Raw genomic sequence first — 20,721 nt, forward strand, 5'->3', positions numbered from 1 at the left:
TTCGAAGGGCTTTCTCGTTCCATGGCTTCATTTTATTGGATTGATTTATGTCTTCATTACCTTCCATCACTTGGTTGGAAACGGTAAAAAGTTACCTTGATAAGCGACTCATGTGGGTTTTCATGTTGGGCTGTTCTAGCGGTTTTCCATGGGTACTTATCGGCTCAAACATGTCTGGTTGGCTAAAAGACGCCGGCTTGACCCTTTCCGCAATCGGCTATTTTGGTAGTGTCTTTGCGGTCTATGCGATCAACTTTCTGTGGGCTCCCTTGGTCGACCGAGTGAAGTTACCGTTGTTGTATCCTCTGCTTGGACAAAGACGCAGTTGGATCTTTTTCTGTCAAAGCATTGTGCTGGTTGCCACATTATTCATTGCAGGGGTCAATCCTGCGGAAAATCTCATTTTCGCCTCTCTGCTCGCCTTGTGTATTGCAACGGCATCGGCAACACAAGACATCGCCATCGACGCTTTCCGAATTGATACTTTTCCAAAATCGGAAGAATCTAAGTTGCCACAAGCTTCGGCTATGGCAGTCATCGGATGGTGGACAGGCTACTCATTGCCAGGATACTTAGCGTTTGTTAACGCCGATACTATCGGCTGGAACGGTGTGTATTACGGTATGGCAGCCGTTGTTGTGGTACTCATGGTGTTCACTTTGCTAGTGGGCGAACCTGTCACACAACGTGAAAAGCTCCAATCCGAAGCGGAACAAAGACACAAAGAAGTCGTCGGTTCAAAACTTGTGGCGTGGTTTACTGTCACCGTTGTTGAGCCTTTCCTCGATTTCTTCAACCGAAATGGTGTTCGCGTCGCGATAACCCTGTTGCTGTTTGTCTTCTTGTTTAAGATTGGCGAAGCATTTCTGGGCCGCATGTCGATTGCTTTCTACAAAGACATTGGCTTTAGCAACGAACAAATTGGCTACTACTCGAAGTTGATCGGATGGGGAGCCACCATCTTCTTTACTCTCGTTGGCAGTATGTTCAATGTGAAGTTTGGTATCGTGCGCGGTTTGATGATTGGCGGCATTGCTATGTCAGCGAGTAACTTGATGTTTGCTTGGATAGCATCTGTTGGCCCTAACGAGCATCTGTATTTAGCGACTATCATCGTTGATAACTTTACGACGGCATTTTCTACCGTGGCCTTTGTCTCGTTTCTGACTCTATTAACCGGGCAAGCGTTCTCTGCCACTCAATATGCATTGCTTGCGTCGCTAGGAAACTTTGGACGAACCACGCTAGCGTCATTCAGCGGTGAATTGGTTGACTACCTAAATGACTGGAGCACGTTTTTCATTCTCACGGCCGTAATGGTGATCCCGAGCTTGATCATGTTGTATTCACTGCGTCATTACTTTACGGATCTTTTGGAAAAAGCGCGGCATAAGCACTAACGACCGCAAATTTGCGCAAAAGTAATAATAAACCACCGCACAATACGGTGGTTTTTTCTATACAAAACGCGGCGTTCGAAGCTTACGGGTAAAGCCCTTTGCCAAACAAGTTGAAGATTCGTGCAACACCCTGCGTGAAAATCATTGGCTCAGTGAGCACCGTTAAACACAAACAGTCTTCACCTTCCTGAGTAAATGGGCTGTGTTTGACTGAGGCATCACGTATCATCAAGTCGCCTTCTTCATACTGCCCGTCTTCATCGCTAAATCCACCATGCAGAACCAGTGTGGATTCCAACCCTCTGTGCGTGTGTTGCGGGATTTGTACATTCTCGCCGATGTACATCAGGCTCACTCGAGCATCTTCACCCAAATCAATTTGTGCACTGAAAACTTTCCCACCGTAGCTTCGCCACGATCCCACCAAATCAGAAAAGCGCACTAACGTTTTTGGAAGCTCGAAGCTTTTACCTGCGACATTGACGAAAGCTGTATCTTGAATCACCACATAGTCGTTCACAGGTTCTGCGTTAATAATGTCGTTCAACATGTCATCAAACTCAGGTGAATACTCTGATGGACTTTCGCTCACTGTATTTGCTTGACTTGCTTCTACTTGGTTTACATACGCTCGGCACTTTGAGCACGTCTCTAAATGTGTGGCGACCACAAGACCAGAAACCGCATCAATGCTGCCCGAAGCGTATGCTTCTAACAAGTTGTTATCTGGATGTTTGTTCATAGTTGCTCCGTATGCATTGAGTGCCTTAACTTTTCTACTGCGAGTCTTAACCGAGACTTCACCGTGCCTAGTGGTATGTCAAAAAGTTCCGCTACTTGCTGATGTGGCAGTTCTTCGATATAAACCGCTTGCAATACGTCTCTCTGATTTTTAGGCAAAATATCAAGAAACTTCACCACCTGTTCCTTCAACATGTCTTGTTCTGGAGAATAATGATCAACCAAATCTGGCGGATAATATTCCGATGGCCAAATGTCATCAGAATGGATGTGAAGCTCTTTACCCTTTTGTTTTCTGAGTAAGTCAAAACACAAGTTGCGTATAATCGTGTATATCCACGTCGATAACGCACTCTTCTTTCCATCGTAAAGATGAGCTTTTTGCCAGACCGTTGCCATGGTTTCTTGAACCATCTCCATAGCAACTTGCTCATTACCAACGTGCTTGTAGGCAAACTGTTTTAGCTTGGGTGCATAAAAACGGAATACGAACGCAAAAGCCTCTCTATCTTTGGCTTTTACTTTATCCATGTAAGCGTTCCATTCATTTCGCCCCAATTTTTGTGGGCTATCACTCATCATAATCAGCCTTTACTATAGGGAGGCTCTCACCTCCCTTCTTCCTAATCGGTGATGTCATCAACGAGAAGATTGAAGCCACCATTGTTTCCGTCATCAATAGCAACCACTTGGTAGACAACACCATTCATTAAGTCTACTGGTAGCGAATCGATCGCGACCGCGGCAGGGTTGCCCGCGACGGTGACAGTTACGTAGTAAGTGCCTGCCGCAACATACAATCCTTTCGCACTTTCTTTATACGCAAAGTTTGTGATGGTTGGATCACTGCCCTCTATCCCTACTGACGTTGTGAGGTAGATATCAACCATCTCTGCTACTGGGTTGGCTGCCGCATGAGTCACGTTTAACGTCGCACTGGTTGCAACCGCTCTTCTCATGTCTTCACCATTAAAGACTCTATCGCGGTAAAAGGGCTTACGACCCCGACAGCATATACGCTGTCATCTTTCCCGCCATCAACCCTTAGTCCATCAACATCAATGATCGGATGACTCGTAGTGCCATCGACAAGATGCCCGACTCGAACTTAACTTGGTTTCCTGTGATTTCAATTATAGAAGAGGAGGAACCATCAAGAACGAGGTGCTTAACTGGTAAAGAGCTACTTGAATCACCAGTATTAATAGCTGCAATGGTCAAATTGGAGTTAGCAGAAAGCACGACTGCACCCGAATCAAAAACAACGGAATCGCCCACGGTTAATCGGACTTGATAGTCTCCTGCTGGAATGTTCGATTGCGTCAGTGTCTGATGAACCACAAGCGACTAAACCTAAAGCCATTGCCAATATTGCAGCGGCTCTGCTCAGACTCAGCTCAATCCTTTCATATCCTTGCCTCTTTGTTTGAAGGGGCTTCGATTGCTTGGTTAAGAAATCGCAATGCAGGACGGCAATCTTGAGCGCCGACTAAGATTTCAAACAAATGACTGTCTAGGGGCAACAACTCTAGCCATCGTTGCGTGACCCAAATTGGATCATCGTAAAAGCGATGCTGATACAACGTTCCGAGTTGGGGAAACTGTTCATATACTTGGGCGAGTTGTTGACTCAAATACCCAAAGTCGAGCTGTTGAGAAGGCGTTTGCCAATTATCCAACCAATCAACTTCGGCGTGTCGTAATCCATCAGCGTCAGCGCGTACACGTTTCACTGTAAAACGTTTTTCGCCGACGACGGTGATACCAAGAAGCCCATCACTAAGCGTTTCGAAATCAACCATCTTGACCAAAGTTCCGATAGATGAAACATTTCCTACGTCTTTAGGGTCACCCTCGCTTCCTACTAGGCAAACTCCAAACCCCACATTTTGCAGACTACACTCTTTCACCATACGCTTATATCTAGGTTCAAAAATACGCAGATTCATCTTGCCTTCGGGTAGTACAACCGAGGTGAGCGGGAATAACATGACTTCTTTCATTCAAACGTCCTCTTTGGTTCTCCGATTCATACGAACGCCTTATCACTCGGATCACTAACGATTTGTGTTGGTTAATCGACTGGCTTAAAAAGTCATAAAATCGCTTACGCAAACGATCTAAATCACATATTTATTGCAAGTTAATGCAACAAACAAAAAGTTCCGTAAATAAAGATAAGTTCGTGACACACCTCACTAAAAACGTTCATTTTTGCACCCTTTATCACTTTCATTTGCGATTTTTATCGCTATTATTCCCGCCAATTGGAAAGCGCAGCACAGATTGCGTGTTCTGAATCATTACAAACATAGAGAGTCCCCTTATGCGTAAATCACTTCTAGCTCTTAGCCTTCTAGCGGCTACATCAGCTCCAGTATTGGCTGCAGATTACTCTGACGGCGATATCCACAAAAACGATTACAAGTGGATGCAATTTAACCTAATGGGTGCATTCAACGAGAAAGGTTATGCTGAATCTTCTCATGATTACCTAGAGATGGAATTCGGCGGTCGCTCTGGTATTTTCGATCTTTACGGTTACGTTGACGTATTCAACCTAGCTTCTGACCCAGGCAGCGACAAAGCTGGCGGCGAGAAAATCTTCATGAAATTCGCACCACGTATGTCTCTAGACGCGCTAACTGGTAAAGACCTATCTTTCGGTCCTGTTCAAGAGCTATACGTTTCTACTCTAATGGAGTGGGGCGGTAACTCTGACGTTAACTCTCAAAAAATCGGTCTAGGTTCTGACGTGATGGTACCTTGGTTAGGCAAAATCGGCCTAAACCTATACGGTACTTACGATGGCAACAAGAAAGATTGGAACGGTTTCCAAGTTTCTACTAACTGGTTCAAACCATTCTTCTTCTTCGAGAACGGTTCATTCATTTCTTACCAAGGTTACATCGATTACCAATTTGGTATGGATGACGACAAAGGTAACAAGTTCAACACTACAGCGTCTAACGGCGGTGCAATGTTCAACGGTATCTACTGGCACTCTGACCGCTTTGCAGTTGGTTACGGTCTAAAACTTTACAAAGACGTGTACGGTTTCAAAGACGGCGAAGCTCTACCATGGGGTCACAAACCAGAATCTTCTGGTGCAGGTCACTACGTAGCAGTAACTTACAAGTTCTAATTGAACCGATAAGTTTCCTCAAAAATGGCGCCAATTGGCGCCATTTTTATTTGCTTTCCTCTCTCCCCTCATTATCCTTGCAGCAAACCTTTTTACCGAGAGCGTTTGGTGAATATTCTCATTTTAGGTCCGGGGGCCATTGGCTCACTGTGGGCAACAAAGTTTCAATTGGCAGGACACCAAGTATCAGTGTGGGGCAGAACGTCTGAGCCGCAACACTCCCTTACGCTTGATGACTCACCTGCAATGGAGTTTCCTAACCAACATATTCCCTCTTTACAACAAGCGGATTTGATTTTGGTCACGGTGAAAGCGTGGCAAGTGATCACTGCACTCAAACCTCTTATTGAGTACATTCATCGCGATGCCATTGTTATGCTTATGCACAATGGTATGGGTACGGCCGAGCAGGTAGAAGAGATGCTATCCGGAAATCCCGTCGTTATCGCAACCACAACCCATGGTGCTTATAAGCCGAATAAAGAACTCGTAATGCACACGGGGCAAGGCATCACTCAAGTTGGCGGCTTTAATGCATCTGGCGCTCATTGCCAGTTTTTGCAAGATGTTATGCAGCACGCTTTACCAGAAGTTGTTTGGAACCCAAACATCAATGCCGCGTTATGGACCAAACTCGCCATAAACTGTGCAATCAACCCGCTTACAGCATTGCATCAATGTAAAAATGGCGACCTTGCACACGGTGATTTTCAAGACACCTTGAAAATCATCACGAAAGAACTTGTCGAAGTGATGAATAAGGAAGACATTGCGACGCAGTTCGACGTACTTTTCGAGACCATTATGCAAGTGGTGCGGGCAACGTCTGAGAACTATTCTTCAATGAGGCAAGATGTGTTTCATCAGCGCCCGACCGAAATTGATTTTATCACTGGGTACTTGCTAAAAGCGGCAGAGAAACATCGCATCAATACACCTGAGAATTTAGAACTTTACCAACGCATCAAACAAATAGAACAAAGCTGGACAGAAGAATGAGTAAGAAAATCTTAGTGCCAATCGCTCCGGGCACCGAAGAAATGGAAGCCGTCACCGTTATCGACTTGATGGTTCGCGCGGGTTATGACGTTACAGTTGCAAGTGCTGCATTTGATGGTGCACTGACAATGAAAGCCTCTCGCGGTGTAACACTAACCGCGGATTGCAAATTGGTCGATATTGCTGACGACGAGTTTGATGCCATTGTATTATCTGGCGGCGTGGGCGGCGCAGAAACTTTCCGTGATAGCACCATTATGATTGAAATCCTCAAACAGCACATGTACGAGGGTAAACTGGTGGCGGCAATTTGTGCAGCTCCTGCTTTGGTTTTGCAACACCACAACCTTTACCCTGAAGCCTTGATGACATGTCATCCAAGCTTCCAATCTCATATTCCTGAAGACAAATGGCGAGCTAAACGTGTCACCATGGATGTGAATCACAACCTACTGACAAGTCAGGGACCAGGAACCGCACTTGAGTTCGCAATGGAAATCATTATCAAACTTTCCGGTAAAGAGCATGGATGGATGGTCGCAGAACCGCTAGTCACTATCCCAACACTGCATTATCACGAATTTGGTGAAGAGTAATGTTTGACGTAAACGCTGTACGCGAACAGTTCCCGGCCCTAAATCAAGACGTAAACCAATCGCCTTTAGTTTACCTTGATAGCGCAGCAACAACACAAAAACCGCATTGCGTCATTGATGTCATCAGCCATTACTACAGCGCGCAAAATGCCAACGTGCATCGTGGTAGCCACAGTTTGACAGCAAACGCGACTAGCCAGTTTGAAGCCGCTCGCGAAGCCGTAGCAACGTTTATTGGTGCATACAGCTCTAAAGAAATCATTTGGACGCGAGGCGCGACCGAAGCACTTAACTTAATTGCACAAACTTACGCTCGCAGCACCTTACAACCGGGCGATGAGATCTTGATTAGCGAGATGGAACACCACGCCAACATCGTGCCGTGGCAAATTGCGGCAGAACAAACTGGCGCGAAAATCGTGAAAGTGCCAATGACACCCGAGTGCCAGTTTGACTTGCAGGCGTTTGAACAGAAGCTCTCTGAGCGATGCAAAATCGTCGCGTGCGCACAAATAACCAACGTAACAGGCACACGCCAACCTATCGAAAAGATCACCGAGCTAGCGCACAGCGTTGGTGCGGTAGTTGTAGTTGATGGCGCACAAGGCATCGTGCACGAGCAGCTAGATTTGTCGGCATCAGATATCGATTTTTACGTTTTCTCAGGTCACAAGCTTTATGCGCCAGCAGGTATTGGCGTTCTATACGGCAAACTAGAGTTGTTAGAAGCTATGCCACCATGGCACGGCGGCGGCAAAATGGTTGAACGCGTTTCTTTCGAGAAAACGACCTTTTCAGCACTTCCTGGCAAATTTGAAGCGGGCACACCAAACGTAGCGGGCGCGATTGCTTTAGCGAAAGCCATTGAGTGGTACCAAGGTTTTGACCATCACGAAGTCGAGGATCATCTCCATGCGCTTCAGGATAAGGCCTACCAAGCACTAAACGCGTTGGATGACATCCATATTCTAGGCTATCAACCGAATGCCTCTGTACTGACGTTCGTAATGGACGGCGTTCATCACCAAGACATGGCGACGCTGCTCGATCAACAAGGCATTGCGGTACGAGCAGGACACCATTGCGCTCACCCATTGATGGATGCGCTAAACGTCAAAGGAACGGTACGCGTTTCTTTTGGTATTTATAACACGGCTGAAGATGTGGATAGGCTCATCGCCGCCGTAGAGAAAGCCGTCGACATGTTATAACGCCCACCTTTCGACTTGGAGTAACCAACAAGGTTACTCCATCTGCCTATCCAGAGTCGCCACGCAATTTCTGCCATTTCTTTTCGCAGCATAAAGCGCTTTATCTGCATGCGCATACAAGCGTTTGGTGGTTTCATTTCTGCCTATTTTGACCACGCCTACGCTCACCGTGACCGGAATTTCAATCTTTTCAAATTCAAACTGGCAATTTTGAATATGGGAACGTACTTCCTCTCCCACTTCTTTCGCCGCCGATAGAGAGGTTTCTGGCAGGATAATCGCAAACTCCTCCCCTCCGACTCTTGCAAAAATCTCGTCTTTAACCAACAAGTGTGAAACCAAATCGGCTAATGTCTCTAAGACATAATCTCCCGCATCATGGCCACGTTTATCATTGATAACTTTAAAAAAATCCAAATCAAACAATAATAGAGCAGATTGGTAGTCAGGAGTTTGGGATTTAATGACTTCTTCTGTGAGCTTTTCGAAAAAAACACGTCGATTGTAGATGTTTGTGAGAGCGTCAATTTGGCTTTGGTGGCGAAGAAGGGTTTCGACTCGGTGCCGGTTGGAAATGTTGCGGGTAAGAATGAGAACAACGCGACGACCTTGATAGTTTATAGTGAGCGGACAGATTTTCCCTTCGTAATAGAGGTCGCCTTTTGGCCCACTGTTCGCATCTATTCCCTGAATGCTGTCGGCGCACATCTTGTACTCGATCGTCACAATACTGTCTTGATTGAGTGACCGATTGATCTGTTCGATAAACCAGTCGGCTTGCTCTTTCTCAAGTACGCTGTGCAGCGTCTTACCTATCAAATTGCTTCCATCGTGATAGGCTTTTTTGTCTGTTCCTCCAAAAACATCAATATAGATACCATCTTCACTCAAAATAAAAGTGGGGTCAGGCATTCCGGATAACACGTCTTGCGCATGTTCCAAGGTGAATTGCATACAGGGAGGTTCCTAGCGTTTGTATCTAAGTAACCCAATCGCCTCCAAATGTGTTTCAACATTGGGGAATAGAAGCGAATGGGGCATATGTCTATTATCTAATATAGACAAATTTTAAATACAATTGAGTCTATAAAAACCAAGTGGGCAATATAATGAATCTGGATCAATAGAAAGGTCAATTAAAGCCAAAATAGTCGACTATTTGCATATTTTTTATTCACACGCAAAAAACGTCTCAACTCAGATACAAAAAACGCCAAACAGCTAGCTATTCGGCGTTTTTTAAAAATTGGGGAAATGGCTCATTACACGACAGTGTGCTTAATCTGCTCAACAATAGCTTTCAGGCCATTACCACGTGATGGGCTTAAATGCGCGATGAGTCCCAGTTGCTCAAAATAAGCATCAATGTCAAACGCTTGAATTTGATCGGCCGTTTTACCGTCATAAGCCGCCATTACCAACGCAATTAATCCGCGTACAATGCGCGCATCGGAATCTGCACAAAAATGCCACACGCCATTTTGCGCTTGGCTCACTAACCACACCAAGCTTTCGCAACCCGATACTGTAACTTGTTCTGATTTCAGCTCTTCTGGCATTTGTGGCAGCTTTTTACCCCACTGAATGACCTGACGGTAACGATCTTCCCAGCCTTTAAATTGCTGCATCGTTGCGACAATATCTTCGTTGGTGATTTCTGTTCCAAATGGAGATGCAGGAAAATCGATCATAATGTGCCCTTCTGTTTGATGCTTTTTGGCTGAACTACTTCTTGTGTTTTTGAATCAGCTTCTCAACGATTCGCGATACCGCAACAAAGCCAAACGTCGCAGTTACGACAGTTGCCGCACCAAATCCGCTAGCACAATCCATACGTTTTGGACCTTCCGCTGTCGACTTCACACCACACACTGAACCGTCTGCTTGAGGATACTTCAGCTGCTCGGTTGAAAACACGCAATCAATACCAAACTTACGAGCCGGATTCTTAGGGAAGTTATGATGACGACGCAAAGTGTCTTTGATTTTCTTCGCTAAAGGATCTTGAATCGTTTTCGTTAAATCAGCGACCATGATCTGCGTTGGATCGACCTGACCACCAGCGCCACCCGTGGTGATCACTTTGATCTTGTTGCTGCGGCAATACGCCAGCAAAGACGCCTTCGCTTTTACGCTATCAATCGCATCCAACACGTAATCAAACTCTTTACTTAAGTACTCATGTTGATTGTCTGGCGTAATGAAATCATCAATCAGATTAACTTTACACTCCGGGTTGATCAACTTGACGCGCTCAGCCATCACTTCAATTTTGCTTTGACCAACGGTACCCGTCATCGCATGAATTTGGCGGTTAATGTTCGTGACACAAACATCGTCCATATCAATTAGAGTCAGCTCACCGATCCCCGTACGAGCCAGCGCTTCCACCGCCCATGAACCGACACCACCAATACCAATCACACAAACGTGTGCAGCGCGAAGAATGTCCACTTCACTATTGCCGTAAAGACGGCGTGTGCCGCCAAAGCGTTGGTTGTAACTGTCAGATGCAGGGGTATCGAGTTCACGCATATTGAAGTCCAGATGATCGATAGAAAAACAAAGAGTGCGATTTATACGCACTCTTTGATGAAATGTCTAGATAAGAGGGGGTTCCTCTTTCTTGGATGGCTATTGTAGCTTTTCTGGCGGTAAAGCCCAAGGCGCTTGAGTTGGTGAGTTTTCCAACCCAAGTTTCCACACTCGACCAAAATGCTTGTAGTGCCCAGCTTCTGTCCCTGCTCTCGCACCAATGCCATGATACAAATCCAAATGGTTTTGTTTTACCGCACCACCTGTGTCTAACACGATCAGCATGCGCAGTTGGTGAGCGCCGCTCCACGTACCATCGGCATTCAACAACGGCACTTCCGCCAAGATTGGCGTGCCCATTGGTAAGATAGAACGATCGCCCGCGACAGCGGCCATTGGCAACAACGGAATACCAGCCGAGCCTGTTACAGGCGCTTCCGCTTTTGGTGCAAAGAAAACGTAAGAAGGATTTTGCTCCAACAACTCGCGCACTGTCGCATCGTCGTTGTCCATCACCCACTCTTTAATCGCTTTGAGGGACATTTTTTCACGCGGCACTTCACCACGTTCAATCAAAATGCGGCCAATGCTGACGTAAGCTTTGTTGTTTTTCCCTGCGTACGCAAAGTACTCCAACGTATCATCATCTTCAAAATGCACATAGCCACTGCCCTGCACTTCCATCATAAACGGGTCAATACGATTTGGCGCATAACCAAGCACTAAACCTTGGCCATCTAATGCCCCATTGTAGATCTCCGCGCGAGTCGGACAATCTGATGTGCAGTTCGGCTTACCGTAAACTGGGTACTTAAAAATGTCGTTTGGTGTATGACGAAGCTCCATCACGGGAGAAAAGTATCCGGTAAACAACACATTACCTTTTTTATCACCACCACCCAATTGCGCAGCTTGAATGCCAAACGCACTCAGCGCGCTGGTGTCTCCACTTTGCTGCGCCCACTCACTCAATCTTTGGTAAAGCGGTTGGTAAATCTTCGCCATGGATGGTGACTTCATCACCACTTGCTCAGCTTGCTTATTAAACTCAGTAAAATCGCGTGGTTTGTTGGACTCAACTACATCCACTTTATTTAGGATCTGAGGGAACTCACCATCGAGATATTGCTGAGCGCGATCATTTTGTTGAGCACAACCAAATAGAAGACTCAAAGAAATAATAGGAAGGAGTTTTTTTAACACGTGATTTTTCCGTAAAAAAGAATAGCAAAAGGATGGCAAACAAATGCAAACGACGCAATTGAAAAGCGACGACAAAATGTTTCAACACTAAGCCAATCCGTTTACTTGTTGTTAAATCATCCATTTCGGGACGAACAACATGATAACAGGAGAATATTTACGAAATTGTCCAGACAATGTCTGAACTGATGTGGATATCAAAAAGATAGGAATGTTGAGCACTCGCGCAATGGCGAATGCTCAAATAGAAAACACAGTATTTAACGAACGGCGATGCCAGCGTGCCCTTCAAGACGAAAGACCGGAAGATAGTGCGCCCGCGCATCCAACTTCATTTCTGTATGTTGTTTTCCGACAAAATCAAAATGGCGCACGGTCGAACCGACTTTGTATGAGAACGAATCGCCATCAAACTCAAAATCGGTTGCAATGGTCGAGCCATTAACGGTCACGCCCCTTTCACTAAGCACAAACTCTTCCCTCGAGTAAGGCGCTACATCTTGCTCAACCCAGCGGCCATAAATTATTGATTTAGAGATGGGAGGGTTAATGTACCGAGTGATCAAATCGCCATACAGCATACAAACAATGACCGTACCCAGCACTGCCATTAGCATGAGAGAACGTTCCGCCCACTTGCGAAGTGACGATTTTGTGGATGAATTAGACTCGTTTTGAGCAGTGATCGCAGCATTCTTATTTACAACTGAAGACATGAGGTTCACTTATTTGAAATAGACGCGCGTATTGTAACCTCCATAACCAAACTGGACAAAGCACCGTACTCCAGATGTTTGTGCTTTATTCCAAAAAATTGCCTTGCCATTAATTGAATAAAAAGACATTATTTAAGCATAAATAAACACAAGGAATGGCAGTAGTGAAAATTCGTAGTACCGCTCTCGTAAAAGGATTCCGCCAATCAACCCCTTACGTCAACGCTCACCGTGGGAAAACCATGGTAATTATGCTGGGAGGTGAAGCGGTCGCCCATAATAACTTTGGCAATATAATCAATGATATTGCTTTGATGCACAGTTTAGGCATCAAAGTCGTTGTCGTTTATGGCGCTCGTCCACAAATCAATCAATTACTTGAAAAACAAGACCTTACTACGCCATACCACAAAAACATCCGAATTACCGACGAAGCGGCACTATCGGTAGTTATGCAAGCTGCGGGGCAGCTTCAACTTGCCATTACCGCACGCCTTTCAATGAGCTTAAACAACACCCCAATGGCTGGCACACAACTGAATGTAGTCAGTGGCAACTTTGTCATTGCACAGCCACTTGGCGTAGATGACGGTGTCGATTACTGCCACAGTGGACGCATTCGCCGCATTGACACCGACGCGATTAATCGCACGCTCGACCAAGGCTCTATTGTGCTACTTGGCCCCATTGCGAGCTCCGTGACTGGCGAATGTTTTAACTTACTTTCTGAAGAAGTCGCGACGCAACTGGCGATCAAACTAGGCGCAGACAAACTGATTGGTTTCTGCTCTGAACAAGGCGTGATTGACGACAATGGCAATGCCGTCGCAGAGTTGCTGCCTATCGAGGCAGAGCACGTCATCAAAACGCTTTCAGAAAACCACGCTTCAGATTCCGATTACAACACGGGCACTTTGCGTTTCCTCAAAGGTTCCATCGCCGCTTGTCGCGCTGGCGTCCCACGTAGCCATCTCATCAGCTACAAAGTAGATGGGGCTTTGATTCAGGAGTTGTTCTCGTTTGACGGTATCGGAACTCAAGTCGTCATGGCGAGCGCAGAGCAAGTTCGTCAAGCTGGTATTGATGACATCGGCGGCATTTTGGAATTGATTCATCCATTGGAAGAACAAGGCATTTTGGTCAGGCGTTCGAGAGAACAGCTAGAGCAAGAGATTGGTAAATTCACCATCATTGAAAAAGATGGCTTAATCATCGGATGCGCGGCTTTATACCCATATTCTGAAGAACGAAAAGCTGAAATGGCCTGTGTTGCTATTCACCCAGACTATCGGGATGGCAACCGAGGTTTGTTGCTGCTGAACTACATGAAGCATCGTTCAAAATCAGAAAACATCAACCAGATTTTTGTCCTTACCACCCACAGTCTACATTGGTTTAGAGAGCAAGGATTCTACGAAGTTGGAGTCGATTACTTGCCAGGAGCCAAACAAGGGCTGTACAACTTTCAGCGTAAGTCCAAAATCTTAGCGTTAGACTTATAAACAAACTCAACATCATTAACAGATGCGTTCTGAATCCTCAATCCGAGGTTTGGAACGCCATGCTCCGACTCTCTCAATAATAAATCCATGAATCATAAGCAGTAATACCATTAATTTAGATATGCAAAGCATTACATTGATTTTAGTTCCATTTTTACCTTTTCAATATACACACTGTTGGCTATACTCTGCGCGCTAGTGATTGGTTTTTAACCAATGCAAATGGATCTAGGTGATGATACGTAGCCTTCACCCTAAAATGCTGGGCAGTCGATAACTAGTTAGCCCGCATTGCACACCAAGGACAGTTGTTAATCTGACTTTCAATAAGCCGAGACGAGCACTGTTATGAGAACAATCATTTGTAATTCGCTTCAAAGTTTCTGGGATATGGCTGACAATCAGTTTTTAGAAGGCCTAGATGTTCACTGTGTTTTTCCTGTGAATGACGCCATTCGAGACTTTATCCTTACTTACCAACAGCAATACAAAATACGCAGCGTGTCGTTTACCGATGCCTTTGCACAACGTACATAAAAGAAGACCGAGCCATAAGCTCGGTCTTCTTGTTTTAGTTAGTAAGCCGCTGTACTAGCCCACTCGCACGAGTCGTTTTCACCTTAATGCCTCGCTTCAGAACATTGAGCTCGGCATAAAGAGCTAAGCGCTTTTTCGCGCGGGTAATACCTGTGTAAATCAACTCACGGGTTAATATCGGGCTAAAGTCTGGTGGCAAAATCATAAGGGTGTAATCAAATTCACTGCCTTGCGATTTATGGATGGTCATGGCGTAAGCCGTTTCATGTTCAGGTACTCGGCTTGGCAAGACCGATTTCACACTGCCGTCAGGTAACTCGAAAAAGACTTTCAAACGCGGTTCTTCTTCACTGTCATCTCGCATACAAATACCAATATCACCGTTATACAAACCTAAACCGTGATCATTACGCGTAACCATGACGGGTCTGCCGTGATACCAAATTTCATCCTGAACTTGAATGAACTTGCGCGCCGCGAGCGCTTTCTCGATGCGTTGGTTTAGCCCAGCCACACCAAAGTCACCTTCACGGATCGCGCACAGCAGTCGGCATTGGTTGAAGGTATCTAACACCGCTTTGGCTTTGTGCGTTAGCGACTCTGGCTCTCCGGTTTTAGGATCGATTTCCTGTTGTCCAATGCGTTTGAGGTAACGACCGTATTCCTGCACCAACGTCTGCATCATTTGGTTGTAATGTTGACTACTTAGCGCGAAATGTTCGATATCGGAAAAGTCACGCGCCCAGACGTTATCTACGCTCGCAGCAGAACCAGAGTTAACCGCTTTTGCCAACTGACCAATGCCTGAGCGAGCGTCAAATCGGTAGCTCTTTTGCAGCATACATAAGCTATCGGCAATGCTGGAGGCACTGTTCCCCGTATGGGCTAAAGTATCGAAACCCGTCAGTTTTGCGATGGCTGACGCCTGCTCTTTGCCATAACCCAATGCATGGAACGAACAGATATCACCCAACACAGCCCCTGCTTCAACTGAGGCAAGTTGGTCTTTATCACCTAACAAAATCAGCCGCGCATGTTTCGGTAAGGCATCGACCACTTTGTACATCATTGGCAAATCGACCATCGACGCTTCGTCGATAACTAAAATATCCAAATGCAGTGGATTTTGCTTGTTGTGACGAAATTCTGCGCTATTAGGAATCGCGCCAAGCAATCGATGCAAGGTACTCGATTCAGCCGGAATTTTAGCTTTTAGCTCCGGAGAAACTGGCAGTTCTTGCACTGCTTTACCAATGGACTCGGTTAATCGCGCCGCCGCTTTCCCCGTCGGGGCCACCAGCTTGATGGTTAGATTTTTCTCGTGCGTCGCCTGTTCAATCAAAGCAGCAAGCAATTTGGTTACTGTCGTCGTTTTACCCGTACCAGGGCCACCAGAAATCACAGCAAATCGACGAGTTAACGCAACCGCCGCCGCGACTTTTTGCCAGTTCACACAAGCTGAAAGTGGTACGAGTTCATCCAGTGTTTGCAAATCTTGAACTTTGCGCGCATTGCTAAGCACGGAATCAATGGCGTACCAATCCAACGATTCGCTTGCGACCACATCAAGGTGGTCACACACCAATTGCTGACGCAACACTTGGTTGCTGCTTCCCGCTTCTACTGCTTTGCCTAACGCGTTAAACAGAAAATGGTATTGGCGTGCAAACAAATGGTTGAGCAACTCGGATAATCGCGCAAACTCTTGCGCTTGCAAGTTAACTGCGGCGCCCAACTGATTAAGCTTTTCCGCCAGTGTCACTTCATAATGCCAATAGCGGTGCAGATACAGACGCTCGCCATCGAACATCAGCGGTAAGGCTTCTCCTTGCGCGCCGACCACGGTGGAATTTTTTAATACTTGAATCCAGTCTATGCCTTGCAACTGTGTGTTGAGCGCCAATGCCGACTCACCAAACAGCCCTAGCTTACTGGCTAAATCCGTAGATTGCCCTTGTGCATCGAACAGAGACAGACAGATATGTCCTTTGCCAAGCTCACTACTGACAACACCCGCGATAAACGCCAATGCTTGACTGTCCGACTGTTCATCATGCGTTTGAGAATCAATAAAACAGGCGAATTGGTAGTCGAGCTGACGAATAGCACCTTTGTGCGCCAAGCGTTCCAGCACTACCAATAAACTATCTTGGCCAGAATGAAGATTGTGATTTGTCGTCATTAAAGTAGCTCCATCTGCCCGGCTTGAGTTGAGCGCGTTTCAAGTGCTTGACCATCAATCAAACGATCCATCTCTTGTAAGAACTCTAAGGTTGGTTTCGCGGCAAAAATGCCGTGGTCACTCTGCCCATCCATACCGCGCAAGAACAAGTAATACACGCCACCGAAGTGCTGCTCATATTGATAACTCGCCAATCGGCTGCGTAGGAAACGATGCAGTGCTAACGCATAAATCTGATACTGCAAATCGTAGCGGTGATCCGCCATCGCCGATTTCAGAGCCTCACCATGGTAGCTCGTTACATCGTCGCCAAGATGATTCGATTTCCAGTCAAGCACGTAGTATTTACCTTGATGTTCAAACACCAAGTCGATAAAACCTTTGAGCATACCTTGCACGGTTTGGAAACCTAAATCCCCCGCTTTCGCCGACAACGGATCGTGACGTTGAATGACTCGGTTTAACGCCGGTGCAGACAACACTTCAATCGGCAACAAAAATTCCATCTCCACCAAACGTTGCGATGGTGCTTTTTGATTCAGCAGCAAAGACTTACCATCCAACGGAGTTGCGAGTACGGTATCAATCAATTGCTGTAAAATGGGTAACCACTCTTCATCGAGCTGTTCGCTTTCCATCAAACCAAGGATGATTTGTGTATTCTCTGCCGTCGTGGCTGGCTGAGTAAATTCAATTTCCTCAAACAGGCTGTGCAGGAACGTACCCGGACGCGCACCGCGAGGGAAGGTAAAAATAGAACGCTCTGGCTCCACCAAATCCGCTTCGTCTTGCTCTTCAGATGAGTCGATATCAAAACCCGTAATCTCAATCGTGGCATCATGCTCGGCGTGATGAGAGCCTTGCTTGACCAAGCCAGAATAACTGGTGATGCGCCAGTTTCTGTCGATAGGGTTTTGCAGCTCTTTCGCGCTAAGATCGTGTATTTCTTCTTGTGGCGCTACGTACTTGTCTTCGAGTTGCTGCGGCGGATCGGCCACAACGACACAATCAAGCTCGTCTTGTTGCTTTGTTAAACCTTGGTGCAAATCGTTAATGCCACCTTCTTGACCATTCTGAATCAAATAGCCAATCGCACTGCGGTGTACGCCAGTTGGCTCTTTGGTCGAACGGCCATTGCGCAAAGGTGAGGCACCGATAAAACACGCATACACAGCACGCGTTAGTGCCACGTATATCAAGCGTAAGTCTTCCGCCAAACGCTCTTTATCCGCTTGCTTCATGGACGCATCGTTGCCAGTGATATCCAGTACCGTGCGGTCATTGGCTGCATCGTAATATTTGGCTTCGCTGACTTCTCGATAGCTGAACACAAACGGCAGAAATACGAGGTCATACTCCAAGCCTTTTGATTTGTGAATAGTTACGATCTGCACTAAGTTACGTTCCGATTCTAAACGTTGGATTTGGTCATCACTGCCGCCCAAACCGTTTTCCGCATCACTGATAGACTGAGCGAGCCAACGCAGCAGACCGTGGTCGCTGTCCAGTTCATTACTGGCTTGTTGAAGCAGTTCACCGATGTGCATTAAATCGGTAAGTACTCGCTCACCATTCTCACCTTGTGAACTCGCACCTTCTTCTAGTAATCGCTCGGCAATATGGCGTTTGCTGATCACCGCGCGCAACATCGGCAGCACACCACGTTGAACCCAAAATTTGCGATATTCTTTGAATTCGTTTACGGCGTTTTCCCACACCACTTCATCGTTATTAAGCGCATCCAAACTTGCTGCGTCGAGGGCAAACAGCTCAGAGGCAAGACTTGCACGCAGCGCACGGTCATTTTCTGGCGTCAGCACCGCTTGCAGCAAACGCTGTAAATCCTGCGCCACTGAACTGGTAAACACACTGTCTCGGTTAGACAGGTACACGCTGGCAATACCTTGGTCTGCTAGCGCTTGTTTGATCATTCGACCTTCACTACCTGTTCGAACCAACACCGCGATATCGCCCGCTTGAACCGCTTTCTGTTTTTCGCCATTCGCCAGACACGCTTGCCCCTGTTGAGCCTGCGTCAAAATGGTTTGGATTTGGCTTGCGGTCGCCTCCGCCATTCGAGTCAAATACTCGCCTTTTGGTAGCGGTTTATCGTCTGCTTCTTGCAACCAATAAGTCAGCGCGGGTTGCTTTTGACCACCCATAGTCCAAATGCGTTTTTCGGCATTGGGACTGTATTTTACAGGTAAGAACGGGATGTCCGAATCATAGATAAATGGACTGTCTGGCAAAGCAAATACTTGGTTTACCGCCTGCACCATATCTGCGCTAGAACGCCAGTTGGTTCCTAACGTGTAGTGGGCACTTACTTGGTTACGCGCTTTGATATAGGTGAAAATGTCTGCGCCACGAAAGCCATAAATCGCCTGCTTGGGGTCACCGATCATAAACAAACCACATTCCGGATTATTCAGATAAATACGGCTGAAAATACTGTATTGAAGCGGGTCGGTATCTTGGAACTCGTCAATCATTGCGACAGGATACAAAGTACGAATACGCGCCGCTAAAAGCTCGCTTTCGTCCGTATCGATAGAAGCAGAAAGTTGCGTCAGCAAATCATCGAAAGAGAGCCACTGTTTTTGATTTTTCGCATTGGCCAGCATCACACGACAATGCTCAATCGCATGAGCAAGCAGTGGCGCTTTTAAGCTGATTGGATTGGCAAGAAATGTTTCAATGGCTTCAAATACCGCGTGCTGCGGCGCACTGCCTTTCGGTGTTTTTTCCAACAAGACGTTTTGCGCGAATTTCTCCAGCTTGTCTGGATAATCGTATCCTGTGGTTTCCGTTGCTGCCCAAGCGTTTACCGCATCCAACCACGTCGGCAGAGACTTTTTGTTGTAACTTCTCGGATTTACACCTGAAGACGAAATCAGCGTTAAGAAGTCATCTTGGCTTTCTCGCCACTGTGCTTTTAATTCATCAATTTTTTTCAGATTTTCAGTATGAAGATCAGCCAAACTGCCTTTCATTGCAGGAACAGAAAGGCTTAACGGCGCACCAGTTAAGTAATTGCTGATGTCAGACAACAACGCAGATGGAGAGCTCCATAGCTGGCGAATTTCCCCAGCCAAGGTAAACGGCAACGTGTAGAAATTGCGACGCCAGTAATCGGCTACAACTTGCGCTTTTAGGTGACTTTCATCGGTCACAAACTCGTTATTAAATCGGCTGCCAGATTCAAACGCATTTTGCGTTAGCATACGTTGGCAAAAACCGTGAATCGTGTAGACCGCCGCCTCGTCCATCTGACGCTCTGCCTGCAATAAAATTTCTGCGGCTTGCTTGTGATCGTCAAACTCATTAAGCAAAGGTTGGATCACCGGATCGTAACTCTGTCCACGCGCAAACGCGATTCGCGCATCATGGATTCTTGCCCTGATACGATCGCGCAATTCCGCAGTTGCCGCTTCGGTAAAGGTTACAACCAGAATTTGGTCGACCGTAAGCGGTACGCGATGTCGAGTTTCCGCGCTGCCGTGACCAAGCAAAAGGCGCAGATATAAACCTGCAATAGTGAAGGTTTTACCTGTACCTGCTGATGCCTCGATTAACCTCGCACCGTGCAGAGGGAACGTCATCGGTTCTAGTGGCGTTGGTTGAGGCTGCTCTGTGCGGTCTAACGTATGTAGAGGGCACTCTGCACCTGACATTTGATCCATAACGCTGAATCTCTCCGGATTATTTACTAGGACGTATCACCTAATAAATGTGATCTATAGTTAAAAATTCTATTAATATGTTTAACAAGTTGGATAATTTAGAGCTTTGTGAGATCTTTCTCACGGTTATCCATAAGACGTACCGTTAGTATGCGCCCCACGAGATAAGCCAAACCTTTTTGGCGGCACAACTCAAACGAATTAAACAAAAGTATCATGGTCCCTCTGACCTTGTGGCCGTACAGCGAACGCCCTACAAAAAATAATGATT

Annotated in this window: 17 protein-coding genes and 1 pseudogene; 7 read left to right on the plus strand and 11 right to left on the minus strand. The window is 46.3% G+C overall.

Annotated features, from left to right (window positions below; translation table 11 throughout):
- The first annotated feature begins 47 nt into the window (after window positions 1–47).
- Window positions 48–1,400, plus strand: coding sequence for an AmpG family muropeptide MFS transporter (locus ACYJZR_RS11610; RefSeq protein WP_005456555.1), 1,353 nt, complete (start codon window positions 48–50; stop codon window positions 1,398–1,400).
- 82 nt (window positions 1,401–1,482) lie between these two features.
- Here ACYJZR_RS11610 and ACYJZR_RS11615 read toward each other — a convergent pair whose 3' ends face one another.
- The 4 genes and pseudogenes from ACYJZR_RS11615 to ACYJZR_RS11630 form a co-directional block, all read right to left on the minus strand.
- Window positions 1,483–2,142, minus strand: a complete 660-nt coding sequence (locus tag ACYJZR_RS11615) for a ChrR family anti-sigma-E factor (protein ID WP_406966206.1) — start codon at window positions 2,140–2,142, stop codon at window positions 1,483–1,485.
- Window positions 2,139–2,723, minus strand: coding sequence for an RNA polymerase sigma factor (locus ACYJZR_RS11620; protein WP_140097858.1), 585 nt, complete (start codon window positions 2,721–2,723; stop codon window positions 2,139–2,141). The genes ACYJZR_RS11615 and ACYJZR_RS11620 overlap by 4 nt, the downstream gene beginning before the upstream one ends.
- A 41-nt stretch (window positions 2,724–2,764) precedes the next feature.
- Window positions 2,765–3,455 (minus strand): annotated as a pseudogene (locus ACYJZR_RS11625) (DUF4397 domain-containing protein); the annotation flags it as partial.
- A 92-nt stretch (window positions 3,456–3,547) separates the two neighbouring features.
- On the minus strand, window positions 3,548–4,144 hold the full coding sequence (locus ACYJZR_RS11630) for an LON peptidase substrate-binding domain-containing protein (protein WP_031819583.1): 597 nt from the start codon (window positions 4,142–4,144) through the stop codon (window positions 3,548–3,550).
- A 323-nt stretch (window positions 4,145–4,467) separates the two neighbouring features.
- Here ACYJZR_RS11630 and ACYJZR_RS11635 point away from each other — a divergent pair, with 323 nt between their 5' ends.
- The 4 genes from ACYJZR_RS11635 to csdA all read left to right on the plus strand — a co-directional run bounded on the left by ACYJZR_RS11635 (window position 4,468) and on the right by csdA (window position 8,092).
- Window positions 4,468–5,286: a nucleoside-specific channel-forming Tsx family protein gene (locus ACYJZR_RS11635; RefSeq protein ID WP_005456639.1), complete on the plus strand. Its 819-nt coding sequence runs from the start codon at window positions 4,468–4,470 to the stop codon at window positions 5,284–5,286.
- Between the two features lie 108 nt (window positions 5,287–5,394).
- On the plus strand, window positions 5,395–6,285 hold the full coding sequence (gene panE / locus ACYJZR_RS11640; RefSeq protein ID WP_180767741.1) for a 2-dehydropantoate 2-reductase: 891 nt from the start codon (window positions 5,395–5,397) through the stop codon (window positions 6,283–6,285).
- Window positions 6,282–6,881: a DJ-1 family glyoxalase III gene (locus tag ACYJZR_RS11645; protein WP_020835452.1), complete on the plus strand. Its 600-nt coding sequence runs from the start codon at window positions 6,282–6,284 to the stop codon at window positions 6,879–6,881. The genes panE and ACYJZR_RS11645 overlap by 4 nt, the downstream gene beginning before the upstream one ends.
- Window positions 6,881–8,092, plus strand: coding sequence for a cysteine desulfurase CsdA (gene csdA, locus ACYJZR_RS11650; RefSeq protein ID WP_406966205.1), 1,212 nt, complete (start codon window positions 6,881–6,883; stop codon window positions 8,090–8,092). Before ACYJZR_RS11645 ends, csdA begins: the two co-directional genes overlap by 1 nt.
- A gap of 33 nt (window positions 8,093–8,125) precedes the next feature.
- On the opposite strand, the gene ACYJZR_RS11655 is transcribed toward csdA, so the two are convergent.
- The 5 genes from ACYJZR_RS11655 to ACYJZR_RS11675 form a co-directional block, all read right to left on the minus strand.
- On the minus strand, window positions 8,126–9,046 hold the full coding sequence (locus ACYJZR_RS11655; RefSeq protein ID WP_005456666.1) for a sensor domain-containing diguanylate cyclase: 921 nt from the start codon (window positions 9,044–9,046) through the stop codon (window positions 8,126–8,128).
- A 308-nt stretch (window positions 9,047–9,354) separates the two neighbouring features.
- Complete coding sequence (csdE, locus tag ACYJZR_RS11660; protein WP_406966204.1) at window positions 9,355–9,783, minus strand: cysteine desulfurase sulfur acceptor subunit CsdE; 429 nt, start codon at window positions 9,781–9,783, stop codon at window positions 9,355–9,357.
- Window positions 9,784–9,817: 34 nt separating this feature from the next.
- On the minus strand, window positions 9,818–10,627 hold the full coding sequence (tcdA, locus tag ACYJZR_RS11665; protein WP_005484934.1) for a tRNA cyclic N6-threonylcarbamoyladenosine(37) synthase TcdA: 810 nt from the start codon (window positions 10,625–10,627) through the stop codon (window positions 9,818–9,820).
- A 99-nt stretch (window positions 10,628–10,726) separates the two neighbouring features.
- A complete protein-coding gene (gene mltA / locus ACYJZR_RS11670; RefSeq protein ID WP_005456533.1) occupies window positions 10,727–11,830 on the minus strand; it encodes a murein transglycosylase A in 1,104 nt (367 codons plus the stop codon).
- A 260-nt stretch (window positions 11,831–12,090) separates the two neighbouring features.
- Entirely contained in the window at window positions 12,091–12,546 is a 456-nt protein-coding gene (locus ACYJZR_RS11675) for a DUF2850 domain-containing protein (protein ID WP_005456510.1), read from the minus strand.
- Between the two features lie 164 nt (window positions 12,547–12,710).
- Here ACYJZR_RS11675 and argA point away from each other — a divergent pair, with 164 nt between their 5' ends.
- Together argA and ACYJZR_RS11685 are read left to right on the plus strand one after the other, a co-directional pair.
- Window positions 12,711–14,048 (plus strand): amino-acid N-acetyltransferase, encoded by a 1,338-nt coding sequence (gene argA, locus ACYJZR_RS11680; protein ID WP_005482311.1) that lies wholly within the window; start codon window positions 12,711–12,713, stop codon window positions 14,046–14,048.
- A 348-nt stretch (window positions 14,049–14,396) separates the two neighbouring features.
- Complete coding sequence (locus ACYJZR_RS11685; protein ID WP_011106047.1) at window positions 14,397–14,585, plus strand: hypothetical protein; 189 nt, start codon at window positions 14,397–14,399, stop codon at window positions 14,583–14,585.
- Between the two features lie 34 nt (window positions 14,586–14,619).
- On the opposite strand, the gene recD is transcribed toward ACYJZR_RS11685, so the two are convergent.
- The gene (gene recD / locus ACYJZR_RS11690) at window positions 14,620–16,767 is read right to left on the minus strand and encodes an exodeoxyribonuclease V subunit alpha (RefSeq protein ID WP_406966202.1); all 2,148 of its coding nucleotides are present in this window, start codon (window positions 16,765–16,767) and stop codon (window positions 14,620–14,622) included.
- Window positions 16,767–20,441, minus strand: a complete 3,675-nt coding sequence (gene recB / locus ACYJZR_RS11695) for an exodeoxyribonuclease V subunit beta (RefSeq protein ID WP_406966236.1) — start codon at window positions 20,439–20,441, stop codon at window positions 16,767–16,769. Before recB ends, recD begins: the two co-directional genes overlap by 1 nt.
- Window positions 20,442–20,721: the final 280 nt, after the last annotated feature.

Source organism: Vibrio sp. RC2502 (genome assembly GCF_054850435.1).

Coding starts and splice junctions, on each gene's coding strand:
- ACYJZR_RS11630 (WP_031819583.1), bottom strand. CDS start 4,144: ATGAAAGAAGTCATGTTATTCCCGCTCACCTCGGTTGTACTACCCGAA.
- ACYJZR_RS11620 (WP_140097858.1), bottom strand. CDS start 2,723: ATGATGAGTGATAGCCCACAAAAATTGGGGCGAAATGAATGGAACGCT.
- recB (WP_406966236.1), bottom strand. CDS start 20,441: ATGTCAGGTGCAGAGTGCCCTCTACATACGTTAGACCGCACAGAGCAG.
- csdE (WP_406966204.1), bottom strand. CDS start 9,783: ATGATCGATTTTCCTGCATCTCCATTTGGAACAGAAATCACCAACGAA.
- recD (WP_406966202.1), bottom strand. CDS start 16,767: ATGACGACAAATCACAATCTTCATTCTGGCCAAGATAGTTTATTGGTA.
- ACYJZR_RS11675 (WP_005456510.1), bottom strand. CDS start 12,546: ATGTCTTCAGTTGTAAATAAGAATGCTGCGATCACTGCTCAAAACGAG.
- ACYJZR_RS11645 (WP_020835452.1), top strand. CDS start 6,282: ATGAGTAAGAAAATCTTAGTGCCAATCGCTCCGGGCACCGAAGAAATG.
- tcdA (WP_005484934.1), bottom strand. CDS start 10,627: ATGCGTGAACTCGATACCCCTGCATCTGACAGTTACAACCAACGCTTT.
- ACYJZR_RS11655 (WP_005456666.1), bottom strand. CDS start 9,046: ATGCAATTCACCTTGGAACATGCGCAAGACGTGTTATCCGGAATGCCT.
- ACYJZR_RS11610 (WP_005456555.1), top strand. CDS start 48: ATGTCTTCATTACCTTCCATCACTTGGTTGGAAACGGTAAAAAGTTAC.
- ACYJZR_RS11635 (WP_005456639.1), top strand. CDS start 4,468: ATGCGTAAATCACTTCTAGCTCTTAGCCTTCTAGCGGCTACATCAGCT.
- ACYJZR_RS11615 (WP_406966206.1), bottom strand. CDS start 2,142: ATGAACAAACATCCAGATAACAACTTGTTAGAAGCATACGCTTCGGGC.
- csdA (WP_406966205.1), top strand. CDS start 6,881: ATGTTTGACGTAAACGCTGTACGCGAACAGTTCCCGGCCCTAAATCAA.
- ACYJZR_RS11685 (WP_011106047.1), top strand. CDS start 14,397: ATGAGAACAATCATTTGTAATTCGCTTCAAAGTTTCTGGGATATGGCT.